Raw genomic sequence first — 14,791 nt, forward strand, 5'->3', positions numbered from 1 at the left:
TCGGTGGCATGGAACGCATTGTTCATGCGGCGACCGGCTCATCAGTACGCATCTGTGGTCACCAGCCTAAGATGGAAGAGTGAGCATCGCATCTATTGAACTAGGCACCAAGGGCCGCCGCGTCTACATCGGAAAGCTCGCTGGCACCGGCGTTTTCGACCCTTTGGGCGACCAAGTCGGCAAGATCCACGATGTCGTTGTCATCTTTCGGCTGAAATCCGAAGCCAACGTCATCGGCTTCGTCGTCGAGGTCGGCCCGCGTAAGCGTGTCTTCCTGCCGCTCACCCGAGTGACCTCGATCGAGGCCGGCTCGGTCATCACGACGGGCCTGCTCAACATTCGTTCGTTCACGCAGCGTCCCATCGAGACGCTCGTGCTCTCCGAGCTCTTCGACCGCGTCGTCACCATGAACGACGGCTCGGGCCAGGTGCGTATCCTCGACGTCGCGATGCGTCAGCGCCGTCCGAAGGACTGGGTGATCTCCACGCTGCACGTCCAGCGCGTGCGCACGTCCGCCCTCGGTTTCACGCGCAGCGGCGAGACCCTCACGGTCGACGTGTCCGAGGTGTCGGGTCTGCTCAAGACCGACTCGAACCAGGCGGCGACCGCGCTGCTGCAGTACACGGAGGACATGCGCCCCGCCGACCTGGCGGACTTCATGCACACGCTCCCCCAGGACCGCAAGATGGCGGTCGCCATGCAGCTGACGGACGCGCGCCTCGCCGACGTGCTTGAGGAGCTGGGAGACGATGACCGCGTCGCTATCGTCTCCGGCCTTGAGGCTGCCCGCGCCGCCGACGTCCTCGACGTCATGCAGCCCGACGACGCCGCCGACCTGGTCGCCGAGCTCCCCGATGCCCAAGCCCAGTCCCTCCTCGCCCTCATGGAACCCGAGGAAGCAGAGGACGTTCGTCGCCTCATGACCTACGACGAGTCGACCGCGGGTTCGCTCATGACCACCGAGCCCGTCATTTTCGGCCCCAATGCGACCGTCGCGCAGATGCTCGCGGCCGTGCGACGCGAGGACATCCCGGCCTCGATCGCGACCGTCGCTTTCATCGCACGCCCGCCTCAGGAGACACCGACCGGCCAGTACCTGGGCATGGTCCACATCCAGCGTGCGCTGCGCGAGCCCCCACAGACCCTGCTCGGCACGATCCTGGACCGCGACATCGAGTCTGTGGAGCCCAACGCCCACATCGCCACCGTGACGCGTCTGCTCGCAACCTACAACCTGACGGTCCTCCCGGTTGTCGACGAGGACGGGCACCTGCACGGTGCCGTCTCGGTCGATGACGTCCTCGACGAGCTGCTGCCCGAGGACTGGCGAGACTTCGACGACGACGTGACCGACCGCATGATGGCAAGGAGCATCGATGGCTGATCGCCTGGATAACCCGATCGACAAGCGTCGGTGGTTCTTCCGCCGCTCGTCGGGCAGCGGCGACGGCTTCGGCCGCTTCGCCGAGGCCACCGCCCGTTTCATGGGCTCCCCCAAGTTCGTCCTCTACATGACGATCTTCGTCGTCGCGTGGATCTCCGCCAACCTCCTGCTCGCTCGGATCAACGCAAACGCCGCCTGGGATGCCTACCCCTTTATCCTCCTCAACCTCGCATTCTCCACCCAGGCCTCGTACTCGGCCCCGCTGATTATGCTCGCGCAGAACCGCCAGGATGCCCGCGACCGCGTCGTGGCCGAGCAGGACCGTCTTCGCGCGGAGCGTAACCTCGCCGACACCGAGTATCTCGCCCGCGAGATCGCAGGCCTGCGCCTGGCGCTCCAGGACGTCGCCACGCGCGACTTCGTGCGCTCCGAGCTGCGCGACATGCTGGAGGACCTGCGTGCGGAGATCGCCGCGGACGCGACCAACGCCTCGTCGAACGAGGCGGAGCCTGAGCCCGAGGCAGACGGTGCCTTTCGTCCCCTAGAAGATGGGCACACCGGCCAGTAGAGTGGAGTCCATGCCAGTCACGCTTGATTCCGTCATGGAGGCTCTCGGCCAGGTCATCGACCCCGAGATCCGCCGCCCCATCACCGACCTCAACATGGTGACCCCCGACCTGGTCACGATCGACGGCTCCTCCGTCGCCGTCAAGGTCCTGCTCACCACCGCCGGATGCCCCCTGCGCACCCAGATCACCAAGGACGTCACCGAGCGCGTGAGCGCCGTCGAAGGCGTCGAAAACGTCTCCGTCGAGATGGGCGTCATGGACGTGGCGCAGAAGAAGGCGCTGCGCGAGAAGCTCAACGGCGGTCGCCCCGAGCGCGAGATCCCCTTCTCTCGCCCCGACTCCCTCACGCGCGTCATCGCCGTCACCTCGGGTAAGGGCGGCGTCGGCAAGTCCTCCGTGACCGCGAACCTGGCCGCCGCGCTGGCCGCGCAGGGCCTCAAGGTCGGCGTCATGGACGCGGACATCTACGGCTTCTCGATCCCGCGCATGCTCGGCGTGGACCACGACCCGCAGGTCATCGACGGCATGATGATCCCGCCCGTGGGCGCCGGCGGCGTCAAGGTCATCTCGATCGGCATGTTCGTGCCCGACGGCCAGGCCGTCATCTGGCGCGGCCCCATGCTCCACCGCGCCCTCCAGCAGTTCCTCGCGGACGTGTTCTGGGGCGACCTGGACGTCCTGCTCATCGACATGCCTCCGGGCACGGGCGACGTCGCGATCTCAATCGCGCAGCTGCTGCCCAACTCGGAGATCCTCGTCGTGACGACCCCGCAGGTCGCGGCCGCCGAGGTCGCCGAGCGCGCCGGTTCCATCGCCTCGCAGACGAACCAGAAGGTCATCGGTGTCGTCGAAAACATGTCCTTCCTGCCCCAGCCCGACGGCTCGCGCCTGGAGATCTTCGGCGCGGGAGGCGGCGAGTCCGTCTCGCAGCGCCTGACCGCGCAGCTGGGCTACTCCGTGCCGCTGCTAGCCCAGGTGCCCCTCGACATCGCGCTGCGTGAGGGCAGCGACCGTGGCGAGCCCGTCGCCGTCGCCTCGGGCCCTGCCGCTGAGGAGCTCACGGCCCTCGCCAAGCAGCTCTCGTCGGTGAACCGCGGCCTGGCGGGCCGCCCCCTCGGGGTCTCCCCCATCCAGCACTGAGCCACGCGGCTTCGCCCCGGCCTCGTCCCCATCGACGAGGCCGGGGTTTCGTATGCTTGCCAGGTGAAGTTTTCGCGTATTTTCGGAGCGCCAGCGCGCCCTTGCGCATCCTCGCCTGTACCCTGATGCCTGGGGAGGCATCAACGCGCAGGCGTACCTCACCCAGGCGATCAAACACGAGTGAGGATACGGCGATGGCGGACAAGGCCCAGACGTGGGTGTACACCGAGGACTACGTGGCGGAAAGCGACGCGCTGACCGCCGCACGCGCCGTCGCTACCGAAATGGGCGCTTCCCCCGTATCCGCTGGCACCGGCGCAGCCCTGCGCATGCTGGCGGCCGTCTCCGGCGCCCGCGCGGTCCTGGAAGTGGGCACGGGCGCGGGTGTGTCCGGCCTGTGGCTGCTGGACGGCATGGCTGCCGACGGCGTCCTCACGACGATCGACTCCGAGTCTGAACTCCTGGGCCACGCGCGCCGCAACTTCGCTGCTGCAGGTCTGTCCTCGCATCGCACGCGCCTCATCGCCGGGCGCGCTCTCGACGTGCTGCCGCGCATGGCTGCTCGCGGCTACGACATGGTCGTCCTGGACGGCGACCTGGAGGAAACCCCTCAGTACCTCGATCACGCGGTGCGTATCCTGCGCCCCGGCGGAACGATCGCTTTCGTGCACGCCCTGTGGCGCGACCAGGTGGCCGACCCCGCGCGCCGCGACGCGCACACCGTGGTCGCCCGCGAGGTGGTCAACTACCTGCGCGACTCCGATGAGTTCGTGCCCACGCTACTGCCCGTCGGTGACGGCCTGGCGGTCGCCGTGAAGCGCTGAGCTGCCCCATTCATAGACAAGCGGCGGAACAGGAGATCCTGTTCCGCCGCTTCGTCTCTATCTGTCAGATGGCCGCTCCGAGAGCTTCGGCGAGTTCCGCCGCCTCCTGCGCGTTCAGCTCAATAACGAGCCGACCGCCCCCTTCGCTGGGAATTCGCATGACGATACCGCGCCCTTCGGCGCTGACTTCGAGGGGTCCATCCCCCGTGCGAGGCTTCATTGCTGCCATGAGAGTACTCCTTCTCAGAGTTATGCCCGCGCCTCCTCAGGCGGGGTAACATACCTATTTTATCGAATAAGCGCCATTTTTCCTTAACACATCGCAAAGAGTAATCAAGAAAAATAAGCCAATCGATTAATTAGGTCAGTAATAAGTGGAGTTTGATAGAACATAGCACCCGCATAAAGGCTGCAAAACTACTAGGCACCCGTCGCTAGACGCACGGCCTCCTCCGGGTCATCGACGACGCGGAGCAGGTCCACGTCGCCGGGCGAGATCATCCCCGCATCGACCATCGAGGAACGGATCCAATCGACCAGGCCCGACCAGTAGTCGGTCCCCACGAGGACCACCGGGAAGGAACGGATCTTCCCCGTCTGCACGAGGGTCGCGGACTCGAAGAGCTCATCCATGGTCCCAAAACCCCCGGGCATCACGATGAAACCCCGCGAGTACTTGACGAACATGGTCTTACGAGCGAAGAAGTAGCGGAAGTTAACGCCCAGGTTCACCCACTGGTTCAAGCCCTGCTCGTGGGGCAGCTCGATCCCCAGGCCGATCGACGTTCCGCCGGCCTCCCATGCGCCGCGGTTCGCCGCTTCCATCATGCCGGGGCCGCCGCCCGTGATGACGGCGTAGCCGCGATCCACGAGGAGCTCGCCGATGCGCTGGGCGCACTCGTAGAGGGGCTCGTCGGGGCGGGTGCGAGCGGAACCGAACACCGAGATGGCGGGGCCGACTTCCGCGAGGGCCTCGAAGCCCTCGACGAACTCGGACTGGATGCGTAGGACCCGCCACGGGTCCTCGTGCTTCCAGTCCGCGCTCTGGTCGGACTGGAGCAGCGATGCGTCCGAGGTCATGCGCGGGATCTGGTCGCCTCGCAGGACGATGGATCCGCGGCGGTAGGTGTGCGTCGGCTTGGTCATGGTCATGCCTCCCTGTGTGGTGCAGGCGTCGGTGCCGGCTGCGCGAGCACGAACGCTCGCAGCGTGTCGTGCACCTTCACGATATCGGATACGGGCGTATGTTCGTCGCGCGTGTGCGCCAGTAGCGGGTCACCGGGGCCGAAGTTCATGGCGGGCACGCCGACCTGGGTGAAGCGCGCGACGTCGGTCCAGCCGACCTTTGCACTCAGCTGCAGCTCCTCACCCCGCGAGGCCGCGACCTGGCGGGCGACCGACAGGAAGCGCTGGGCGACGTCAGAGTCCGCTCCCGGCCTGGCCCCTTCGCACAGGTCATCGACCTCGATCGTGGCGCCCGTGCCCTCGAAGAACCCGCGCACCCACTCCAGGGCATCGTCCGCGCGCGTGGAGGGAGCGAAGCGGTAGTTGACGGTCATCGACGCAGCCTCGGGAATTACGTTGTTGGCGATACCGCCCGCGACGCGTACGACCGAGAGGGATTCGCGGAAATCAAGGCCATCGACGGTAACGACAGGGTTTCCGTAGGTGGCGATACGCTCGATGACGGGAGCCATCGCGTGGATCGCGTTGACGCCCATCCACGCGCGCGCCGAGTGCGAGGCGCGCCCCGAGAAGTGCGCAATGACGCGCAGCGTGCCGTTGCAGCCGCCTTCCACGTGGGCGGCGGTGGGCTCGCCCAACAGCGCCAGGTCGCCGACCAGCCACTCGGGGTGGTTGCGCTGGACGCGCCCCAGGCCGTTCAGGTGGGAGGCGACCTCCTCGTGATCGTAGAAGACCCAGGTGACGTCGGCGTTCAGCGCAGCCTCGTCACTGGAACGGAGGACAGCGCCAGCCTCGCACGCGAGCGCGAGCGCCGCCGCGCAGCCTCCCAGCATGTCGACCGACCCACGACCCCACAGGACCGTTGCCCCGTCGCGCTCCTCGAAGCGACCGGGGACATTGTCGGCGATGGGGACGGTGTCGAGATGCCCGGCGAGAATCACGCGCTGGTCGAGGCCGAGACAAGTCCGCACGCACACGGCGTCACCGTCGCGCAGGATCTCCAGGGATGGGACCGATCCGAATCCGGCATCGAGCAGGGCCGCCTCGACGGCGTCAGCCAGGGGCCCTTCGTCTCCCGACACCGAGGGAATGTCGATCATTTGGCGCGTGAGCTCGACCGGGTCCGTCAGGTTCGTCAGCTGCATGGTTCCTCCTTCATGGATGCCTCCAGGATAGCCGTGCACTCCCCCCACCTGCGTCCCTCCGCCGCTCCCCAGGAGCGAGCCCCGGCCTCCTTCCTGATACCCGTTTTTGCTCGAACCACCCAAGGTGTTACCCTCAGCACATGACACGCTGTGCTAACCCGTTGCTGTTTGCGGGTATCGCTTCTTTCCTGTCCGCGCGAACCGGGGGTCGTTTTCGCCTGATCATCGGCTACGAAACCTCTGAGAATCAGGACGCTGCGCGCGACGGCGCTGCGGTCATCGAAGCGTCCGGCGGGCACGCCCTACTCATGCCGCGTGCGCTCCCCGCTCCCCTGACGGCGTTTTCGGTGCGCATGGTGATGGCAGACGGCGCCGTGTACGTGCGCGCGTCGGGTGAGGCCCTCATCTACCTGGGTGGGCGCGCAATCGATCGCTCGCACGAGGGCGCTCTGGCCCCCGATGCTGAGCTGGCCCTCATCGACGAGGCCGTGGCCGCGTGCGGGGACGGCTCGTCCCTCCCCCGTTCGCTGGAAGGCTGGGAGTCGGTGGGCGACGGAATGGTCGGCGCGTACGTGGACCGCTGCACCTCGCGCATCGCCTCCCTGGAGCCTTCCGGCGCACGCGGGACCTCCGTGTCGATCGACGAGGCCTCGGGGCTCCTGGCGACTCTCCTGGACCACCTGGGCGTGCCGGTCGTCAAGGAGGGCACTGATCTCTCCCTCAGCGTTTCCTCGGATGGGCGTACCCTGAGCACCTCGGTGCCCGAGGAGCGGGTCCGCAGCGCGCTGGAGGATGCGCTGAGCACCTCTCCCGCCGTGCCCACCGACCCGGGCCTGTACTGCGTGGACCCGGCCTTCGTACTCGACGCGGACGCGCTGTGCGCGGGCGCGGCGCTGGCAGTGCTAGGAGTCTGAGACCGAACAGTTGTGCCCCGGGGACACGTCCCCGGGGCACTACCGTCTATACCGTCAGCTCACACGTCGAAGGGTGTGGAGATGACCATGCCGCCCGTCTCGATCTGGCCGACCATGTCGGACAGGCCCAGCTTGAGCTCGGAGGACAGCATCGGCGTGTAGGCGCCGAAGCCCGTGAGGATCACGCCGCCCGAGGCCAGGGACACCGGGACGACGGATGCCTTCTCACCCGCGGAGGCCTGGGCGATGAGGGTATCCATCGCGGCCTTGTAATCCACGACGACGCCCGTCAGCACGGGAGCGCCGATGGCGGAGCGGACCTCGTCGGCAATCTGGATGTAGCTGAACGCGTCCGCGAATGACTGCGTGTCCACCTGTTGCGTCACCGTCGCGCCGGACTGGCCGGACATCGGTGCGGTCTCGGCCGACTGGGCCTCGTCACGAGTCAGGCCCTTCAGGTCGTTCTTCGTCAGGCCCGACCACACAAGGCGCACGGTCGGGTTGGCGGCCTCGGCGACAGCGCGCACGGCGCCCTCGTTCGCCTCACCGGCGAAGGGGGCGATGATGTCGGCGCCTTGAGAGATCGCGTCGGCGGTCGCCGTGCGCACCTCGTTGGCGCTGCCCGCGTACGTGCCGTCGCTCGTCACGGGGTTCCAGCCGAGCACCGTGATCGACGTGCCATTGGCCAGGTTGTAGGCGTCCACGCCCTGGGAGAACGCGGACATCTGCGAGCTGGTGACGTTGTCACGCTCTCCGCCGATGACGACGAGCGTGCCCGTGGTCGTCATACCCGCGGAGGCGTAGCCGGCCAGGTAGGCGGCCTGCGAGGCGTCCACGTCGACGACCGAGCCGTTCTTCAGAGAGGTCGCGGCACCCTTGGAGTCAACGAAGGAGGCGCCCACGAGGGCAAAGCGAACCTTCGGGTTGGAACGTGCGGCCTCGGAGATCGAGGCGGCCATGGTCGAGTCCGCGCCCACGATCAGCGTGCAGCCGGAGGTCACGAGCGAGGCCGGCGCCTCCTGCCCGCTGGCCGACTCGAAAGCGACAGACGCGTCGTTCGCGGCGCTCGCGAGAGCGGTCGCGACGGGGTCCGTGGCGGCGTCGCCGTGGGCTCCGGAGATGGCGGCGCAAACTTTCGCGGAGGCTGCGGGGGTGGCGGCGGGCGTGGTCGAGCAAGCTCCAAGGGCCAAGGAGGCCGCGGTCGCGGTGGTTGCGAGGGCGGCGATGGTCCGCTTGTTCACGTGTGATGCCTTTCGTAGGGGCTTCTTGCTGCCCAACACGCTACCAGCCCCGCGCCCCTGCGCGGCGGGCGGGGCGGCGCACCTCACCCGAGAGCGAACAGGGCGCGGCGAGGCCAGATCCCCTCGCGGGAGCGCCACGAGGGGATACGCCAGGCCGCGCGTCGGCGAGGCGTCAGAGCAGGTCGGAGCGGCCCCGGTCAGCGAGCTGGTCGACGACGGCCTTGACGGACTGCGCGCGGTCGCGGCGCGTCACGAGGATCGCGTCGGGGGTCAGAGCGACAGCCACATCGGGCACGCCGACGAGCGCGACGAGGGGCCCCTCGCCATCCTGCGTGAGGGAACCAAAGACCGCCGCCCCTTCGGATTCGACGCGCAGCGCCTCGCCCAGGTTGCCCGCCTCCGCGACAATGCCGGTGAGGGCCTCGAAGTCGCCGAGATCCGTCCAACCCAGCTCGGCGTCTGCGGGCACGACCGCCACTCCTCCGTCGGCGGCCACCGGCTCGGCGATCGCGTGGTCGATGGCGATCTTCGTCAGGTGCGGCCAGTTATCCGCCAGCACCTCATCGAACTCGGGGGTGCCCCACGCGCGCGCGATAGTCTCCAGGCGTGCGTGCATGTCGGGCAGCAGGCGGGCCAGATGGGCGGCAAGCACGCCCGCCGACACGATGAACATACCCGCGTTCCACAGGTAGCCCGCCGCCACGTAGCGGGCAGCCGTGTCGGCATCCGGCTTCTCCACGAACTCGGCGACCCGGCGAGCGCCGCGCACAGCGTCGGCTTCCCCGGCCTCGTCAGAGAGGGCCGGACCAGGTGCGATGTACCCGTAGGCGGTCGACGCCTCTGTGGGTGTCAGGCCGATCGTCACGACGTAGCCCTCGCGGGCGGCGCCGATCGCCGTCTCGACGGCGCTGCGCAGCAGCTCGGGGCGGGCGATCAGGTGGTCGGCCGCGAAGGACCCGACGATCGCGTCATCCCCGAAGCGCTCGCGCACGACGTATGCGGCCAGGCCGATCGCGGCCATCGAATCGCGGCCCGACGGCTCGATGAGAAGCGTGCGATTATCCGACGAGGCGAACTCAGGCAGCTGGGCGAGCACGCCGTCGCGGTGAGCCTGGCCGGTCACGATGGTCACCGACGAGGCCGACTCCTCCAGGCGGTCCACCGTGCCCTGCAGGAGGGTACGGCCCGTGCCCGCCAGGTCGAGGAGGAACTTGGGGCGGCGGCGGCGCGACAGCGGCCACAGGCGGGTGCCAGCACCGCCGGCGGGGATGATCACGTGGAGGTCACTCATGCCCCCAAGTATCGCAGATACGACGAGGGGGCGAGGCATCAGCCTCGCCCCCTCGTGGAAAGCGTGCGTTACGCGAGCGTCACTCGGCGTCGCCCTCTGCGTCGCCCTCTGCGGCGGCCTCTTCGGTGGCTTCCTCAGCCTCTTCAGGGGCGGCTTCCTGAACGGCGACGATGACCGTCTCGGGATCGAGCTCGACCTCAACGCCGGCGGGCAGCAACAGGTCGGAGACGTGCACGGCGGAGCCGGCCTCAACGCCCTCAATGGAAACCTCGAGGCTCTCGGGGATGGAGGTGGCGGGGGCCTTCACCAGGATGGTGAACTCCTCGACGGAGTGGACGGTGCCGGGGGCGGATTCGCCAACGACGACGACGGGGACCTCAACGTCGACCTTCTCGCCGGCCTTGACGGCCAGGAAGTCGGCGTGCAGGATGTGGCGGCGCACGGGGTGAACCTGAACGTCCTTGACGAGGGCCAGCTGGGTCTTGCCCTCGATCTTCAGCTCAACGAGCGCGTTCTTGGTGCCGCGAACGATGAGGAAGAGGTCGTGGCCGGGAACGTCCAGGTGACGGGGCTCGGCGCCGTGGCCGTAGAGGACCGTGGGGACCTTGCCAGCGCGGCGGGCGCGGCGGGCAGCACCCTTACCAAACTCGGAACGCTCTTCGGCAAGCAGGACGGGGTTGTCGCTCATGTGTCTTTCCTTCGTTTCTCGGGTCCGGCGTCGGTGTCGGCAGAGTGAAGGAAACGCGTGGCATTTCAATTCAAGCCCTGTCGATAACGGCAGATACGGATCCGCCCTCGCCGGAGCAACCCCAATAGGTTACCTCACGGCGAGGGCGGATGTGAAGCGGGAGGCGCTCAGTTAAAGAGCGATGTGACCGAACCGTCTTCGAAGACCTCTTGGATCGCGCGAGCCAGGAGCGGCGCGATGGAGAGGACGGTGAGCTGCTCGAAGCGCTTCTCAGCGGGGATCGGCAGCGTGTCGGTGACGACAACCTCGGCGGCGCCGGACTCGGAGAGACGCTTCGCGGCGGGGTCGGAGAGGATACCGTGGGTGGCCACGACGATGACCTTCTTGGCACCGGCATTGTTGAGGACGTTGATCGCCTCGGTGATCGTGCCGGCTGTGTCGATCATGTCGTCCACCAGGACGCACTCCTTGCCGGCGACCTCGCCGACGACGCGGTTTGCGACGGCGACGTTGGGGCGGGTGGTGTCGCGGGTCTTGTGGACGAAGGCCAGGGGCGCGCCGCCCAGCTTCTTCGACCACTTCTCGGCGACGCGGATGCGGCCGGCGTCGGGAGAGACGATGGCGGTGTTGGTCAGGTCGACGCGACCGCGCACGTAGTCCACGAGGACCGGCATGGCGAAGAGGTGGTCGACCGGGCCGTCGAAGAAGCCCTGTTCCTGCGAGGCGTGCAGGTCGACGCTCATGATGCGGTCGGCACCGGCTGCCCGGTACAGGTCAGCCATGAGGCGCGCGGAGATCGGCTCGCGCCCCTGGTGCTTCTTGTCCTGGCGCGAGTACGGGTAGAAGGGAGCAACCACGGTGATGCGCTTAGCGGAAGCGCGCTTGGCAGCGTCAATCATGATGAGCTGCTCCATGATCCACTTGTTGATGTCGCCCTCGATGGACTGCAGGACGAACACGTCGGCGCCGCGAACGGACTCGTTGAAGCGCACGTAAATCTCGCCGGAGGCGAAGTCGTAGGCCGTCACCGGCGAGACCCCACATCCGATTTCCTCGCCCACGGCGTGAGCCAGGTCCATGTGAGCTCGTCCAGAAACGAGGACGAGATTCTTCTCTCCGGTGGTCACCAGTCCGCTCATGCGGTTGTCTCTCCTTGTGTTGGATCAGGCGCGAGGCGCCGCGATCAATGTGCCGATGGTGCTGTATGGCGTGACCATCGTATCGGCTGCGACGCAGCCCTGACCGATCCACGCGGTGGGAACCACACTGCGGTCCCCGATTTCCGCATCAATCAGTGTGGCGCTAGGACCGATTTCACAGCCGGTCCCAACGGTGGTTGTCCCCCGCAGACAGGTGCCGGGGTAGATGGTGGTGTCGGCGCCAATCGTCACATCAACGTCGATCCAGGTGGAGGCCGGGTCGACGATCGTCACTCCGGCACGCATGTGGGTCTCGCAGATTCGGCGGTTCATCTCGGCGCCGAGTTCGGCCAGCTGGACGCGGTCGTTCGCACCCGCGCTTTGCCAGTGGTCGGTGAGCTCAAGGGCGCCTGCGGTGCGCCCGGCGGGGGCCGCTGCCGCGAGGACGTCGGTCAGGTAGACCTCGCCCTGATCATTGTCGGTGCCCAGGGAAGCCAGGGAGGTGCGCAGGAAGTCCGCGTCGAAGGCGTAGATGCCCGCGTTGATCTCGTTAATCGCGACCTGCTCGGGGGTGGCGTCGCGCTGCTCGACGATCGCGGTGACTGTGCCCGAGGCGTCGCGGATGATGCGTCCGTAGCCGGTGGGATCCTCGACGCGCGAGGTCAGGACGGTGACCGCGTGGCCCGCGCCCTCGTGGGTGGCGACCAGATCGGCCAGGGTGTCCGTAGACAGGAGGGGGACGTCGCCGTAGGTGACGACGATGGTGCCGGAGACGGGCTCGACGGCCTTATCGAGGGCCTCGAGGCCGCACTGGACGGCGCGGCCGGTGCCGGGAATCTCGTCCTGGTCGGCGATGATGGCGCTGGGCAGCACGCGTTCAATCTCGGCGGCGACGACGTCGCGCTGGTGACGCACGACGGCGACCAGGTACTCGGGGTCGAGGCCGTGGGCGGCGCGCAGGGCGTGTCCGATCATGGACAGGCCAGACAGGGGGTGAACGACCTTCGGGAGAGCCGATTTCATGCGCGTTCCCTGGCCTGCGGCCAGGACGATGACGGCGGCGGGGCGAGACATGTTCCTCCTCGGGGGTCTGCGGTCCCATCGGGACCGGTCGCTCCGCCCCTAGGATTCGAACCTAGACTAAAGGCACCAAAAACCTCTGTGCTGCCGTTACACCAAGGCGGAATGCGTCCACTGTGATGATACCCGCACCCCTCGCGCGCTTTCAAACGCGACCCCGCGCTCACTGCCCGGTCTGAGCGAAGTCCGACCCACGCCTCGTGTGATACTGGGGGCATGGCTGAGAAGAGGACACGAATGAGCGGCTTCGCGCGCCGCGAGCAGCTGGTGGCCGTGGGGCGTTCCCTGTTCGCCGAAAAGGGCTTCGGCGCGACCAGCGTCGAGGAGATCGCCGCCCGGGCGAAGGTCTCCAAGCCCGTGGTCTACGAGCACTTCGGGGGCAAGGAAGGCCTGTACGCCGTCGTCGTCGACCGCGAGGTGCAGGCCCTCATCTCTTCCCTGCAATCGTCCCTGGAGTCCTCCGAGCGCCCGCGCCTCATCCTGGAGAACGCAACCCTGGGCCTGCTCGACTACATCGAGCGCAACACGGACGGCTTCCGCGTGCTCGTGCGCGACGCCCCCTCGGATCGCACGGCGGGCTCGTTCTCCTCGGTCATGGGCGACGTGGCGACCAGAGTCGAGCACATCATCGCCGAGCAGTTCAAGCGCTCGGACTTCGACACCACCTGGTCTCCCCTGTACGCGCAGATGCTCGTCGGCCTCATCGCGCAGGTCGGCCAGTGGTGGCTGGACGACCGCCGCATGAAGAAGGACGAGGTCGCCGCCCACGTCGTCAACCTCATCTGGAACGGCCAGCGCGGCCTGCGCCCCCACCCCACGCTGCGGGTGCGTTCGGGCGAGGGACGCTAGTTTTTCGTTCTCAACACACGACGAGGCCGTGGCGGGTATTCCCAGCCACGGCCTCGTTAATGAGTGAGACTCAGCGCGCCTCGAAGGAGAGGCAGTCAGCGGTGCCCGCACCGACCGAGATGGCGGCGGCGGTGCACTCGAGTGCGGAGTTGTGGACGCAGTCGGCCTTCTGGCAGGCGCCGACGAAGGTCTCGGACTTGGCGAGGCCGCCCTTGACGGTCAGCGGGATGAAGGTCGTGCAGGAGGTCGAGTAGCCGACGGTGATAGCGGCGGCTCCGCAGCTCTTCTCCTTGTTGTAGGAGCAGTCGGTGACGGAGCAGTCGAGGATGCGGGGCATATCTGCCATTGGAGTGTCCTTTTCAACGTGGACCCGTGGGTCCTCTTTGTAGCCGGTCGCGACCGGGTTGGCCGCGCTGTTGACTCCAGTGATACGCCTTTTCGCAACATATCCAAAACGTAGCGAGTTTTCGTTGCAATTCCAAGGGTGCTCGCGCGCCTTTCGGGGGTTATTTTCGCATTCATACCATCACTAATTACGTAAATAAATGCGGCATTTATTTTGCGTAATTCGGGTAGGTGAGCCTGCGCTACGCGGGTGTGGCACGCCTACCCTGATCGACTCTCACGCACGGAATCGCCCGCGCCACCGAGTGGCAGCGCGGGCGCTTATGGGTCAGAGCCGGCACGTAAGAAGCACTCACGTCACGGACCGGACTCGGCGCTCTACCAGCGGCACCGCACCGGGGCATTCACCGTCATCTCAGGTAGGGATACCCCAACCACTGACGAAGCAGAGGACCGCCGTCGGGCAGCATGTACGCATTGAGCAGCTCGGAGGGAGACACGTCGTAGAGCCATGCAAGGGCCACACAGTAAGACGGAGCCCCCGCCTCGAAATCGAGACGCTCGCCGTGAGGACCATCCAGTCGGTCGTAACGAGCAGCCGCCTCCTTATGCAAAGACCACCCTTCCGGGAGCTCCTCAACTTTTGTCGGAACGCCCAACGCCGGGAACCCCAAACTATGGCGCAAGATCGAGACCGTGTAGTTGACCATCACCTTCTGTGTCAACTCGACCGAGGGTGATGCAATAATGCCGCCCTTTACCACTTTTCCACGTTCTTCTTCGTCGAAGCAGTATTGCCCATCCTCCAACCACAGGAGCATTCCCGATCCAAACCCCGCATCGATCGACAGGCCGGTGTGTCCCCGCTTGAAGCCGTTGTACACCTCAAGCCCGGTGTGCCGGTTCATGACCGCCGCGTACTCGTCCAGGAAGGCCATCGGATCGTTCCTATCCCTGGAGGTACCCCTCCAGAAGATCCATCCCAACCCGTTCAGCA

General features: G+C 67.0%; 16 protein-coding genes and 1 tRNA gene. 6 read left to right on the forward strand and 11 right to left on the reverse strand.

Going from position 1 to position 14,791, the window contains the following annotated elements:
- Nucleotides 1-79: 79 nt before the first annotated feature.
- From FOC40_RS08910 to FOC40_RS08925, 4 genes are all read left to right on the forward strand, one after another.
- Entirely contained in the window at nt 80-1,384 is a 1,305-nt protein-coding gene (locus FOC40_RS08910) for a magnesium transporter MgtE N-terminal domain-containing protein (protein WP_003794108.1), read from the forward strand.
- Nucleotides 1,377-1,952 carry a DUF1003 domain-containing protein gene (locus tag FOC40_RS08915; RefSeq protein WP_003794106.1) on the forward strand — a complete coding sequence of 192 codons (576 nt, stop codon included), beginning with the start codon at nt 1,377-1,379 and terminating at the stop codon, nt 1,950-1,952. The genes FOC40_RS08910 and FOC40_RS08915 overlap by 8 nt, the downstream gene beginning before the upstream one ends.
- Before the next feature lie 10 nt (nt 1,953-1,962).
- On the forward strand, nt 1,963-3,093 hold the full coding sequence (locus FOC40_RS08920; protein ID WP_039929190.1) for an Mrp/NBP35 family ATP-binding protein: 1,131 nt from the start codon (nt 1,963-1,965) through the stop codon (nt 3,091-3,093).
- Nucleotides 3,094-3,287: 194 nt separating this feature from the next.
- Complete coding sequence (locus FOC40_RS08925) at nt 3,288-3,917, forward strand: O-methyltransferase (RefSeq protein ID WP_003793441.1); 630 nt, start codon at nt 3,288-3,290, stop codon at nt 3,915-3,917.
- A 64-nt stretch (nt 3,918-3,981) separates the two neighbouring features.
- Here the strand turns inward: FOC40_RS08925 and FOC40_RS08930 are convergent, their stop codons facing one another.
- The 3 genes from FOC40_RS08930 to dapE all read right to left on the reverse strand — a co-directional run bounded on the left by FOC40_RS08930 (nt 3,982) and on the right by dapE (nt 6,247).
- A complete protein-coding gene (locus FOC40_RS08930) occupies nt 3,982-4,146 on the reverse strand; it encodes a DUF3117 domain-containing protein (RefSeq protein WP_065424519.1) in 165 nt (54 codons plus the stop codon).
- 191 nt (nt 4,147-4,337) lie between these two features.
- Nucleotides 4,338-5,063, reverse strand: coding sequence for a TIGR00730 family Rossman fold protein (locus tag FOC40_RS08935; protein ID WP_034512470.1), 726 nt, complete (start codon nt 5,061-5,063; stop codon nt 4,338-4,340).
- Between the two features lie 2 nt (nt 5,064-5,065).
- On the reverse strand, nt 5,066-6,247 hold the full coding sequence (gene dapE, locus FOC40_RS08940) for a succinyl-diaminopimelate desuccinylase (protein ID WP_003794101.1): 1,182 nt from the start codon (nt 6,245-6,247) through the stop codon (nt 5,066-5,068).
- Nucleotides 6,248-6,387: 140 nt separating this feature from the next.
- Between dapE and FOC40_RS08945 the strand changes: the two genes are divergently transcribed.
- Nucleotides 6,388-7,161, forward strand: coding sequence for a hypothetical protein (locus FOC40_RS08945; RefSeq protein ID WP_003794100.1), 774 nt, complete (start codon nt 6,388-6,390; stop codon nt 7,159-7,161).
- A gap of 59 nt (nt 7,162-7,220) precedes the next feature.
- Here the strand turns inward: FOC40_RS08945 and FOC40_RS08950 are convergent, their stop codons facing one another.
- From FOC40_RS08950 to FOC40_RS08975, 6 genes are all read right to left on the reverse strand, one after another.
- Entirely contained in the window at nt 7,221-8,402 is a 1,182-nt protein-coding gene (locus FOC40_RS08950; RefSeq protein WP_003794098.1) for a BMP family ABC transporter substrate-binding protein, read from the reverse strand.
- A gap of 172 nt (nt 8,403-8,574) precedes the next feature.
- The gene (locus FOC40_RS08955; RefSeq protein WP_003794096.1) at nt 8,575-9,693 is read right to left on the reverse strand and encodes a mannose-1-phosphate guanylyltransferase; all 1,119 of its coding nucleotides are present in this window, start codon (nt 9,691-9,693) and stop codon (nt 8,575-8,577) included.
- 79 nt (nt 9,694-9,772) lie between these two features.
- Nucleotides 9,773-10,381 (reverse strand): 50S ribosomal protein L25/general stress protein Ctc, encoded by a 609-nt coding sequence (locus FOC40_RS08960; RefSeq protein ID WP_003794094.1) that lies wholly within the window; start codon nt 10,379-10,381, stop codon nt 9,773-9,775.
- Between the two features lie 167 nt (nt 10,382-10,548).
- A complete protein-coding gene (locus FOC40_RS08965) occupies nt 10,549-11,520 on the reverse strand; it encodes a ribose-phosphate diphosphokinase (protein WP_003793457.1) in 972 nt (323 codons plus the stop codon).
- Between the two features lie 24 nt (nt 11,521-11,544).
- On the reverse strand, nt 11,545-12,594 hold the full coding sequence (locus FOC40_RS08970; protein WP_003794092.1) for a bifunctional N-acetylglucosamine-1-phosphate uridyltransferase/glucosamine-1-phosphate acetyltransferase: 1,050 nt from the start codon (nt 12,592-12,594) through the stop codon (nt 11,545-11,547).
- A 40-nt stretch (nt 12,595-12,634) separates the two neighbouring features.
- Nucleotides 12,635-12,705, reverse strand: a tRNA-Gln gene (locus FOC40_RS08975).
- Between the two features lie 111 nt (nt 12,706-12,816).
- Between FOC40_RS08975 and FOC40_RS08980 the strand changes: the two genes are divergently transcribed.
- The gene (locus tag FOC40_RS08980) at nt 12,817-13,449 is read left to right on the forward strand and encodes a TetR/AcrR family transcriptional regulator (RefSeq protein WP_003793460.1); all 633 of its coding nucleotides are present in this window, start codon (nt 12,817-12,819) and stop codon (nt 13,447-13,449) included.
- A gap of 70 nt (nt 13,450-13,519) precedes the next feature.
- Here FOC40_RS08980 and FOC40_RS08985 read toward each other — a convergent pair whose 3' ends face one another.
- Together FOC40_RS08985 and FOC40_RS08990 are read right to left on the reverse strand one after the other, a co-directional pair.
- Nucleotides 13,520-13,795, reverse strand: a complete 276-nt coding sequence (locus tag FOC40_RS08985) for a DUF1540 domain-containing protein (protein ID WP_003793462.1) — start codon at nt 13,793-13,795, stop codon at nt 13,520-13,522.
- Between the two features lie 409 nt (nt 13,796-14,204).
- A complete protein-coding gene (locus FOC40_RS08990) occupies nt 14,205-14,732 on the reverse strand; it encodes a hypothetical protein (protein ID WP_003794089.1) in 528 nt (175 codons plus the stop codon).
- Nucleotides 14,733-14,791 lie beyond the last annotated feature (59 nt).

The sequence above is a fragment of the Schaalia odontolytica genome (genome assembly GCF_009730335.1).
In the GTDB taxonomy this organism is placed as follows: Bacteria; Actinomycetota; Actinomycetes; order Actinomycetales; family Actinomycetaceae; genus Pauljensenia; species Pauljensenia dentiphila.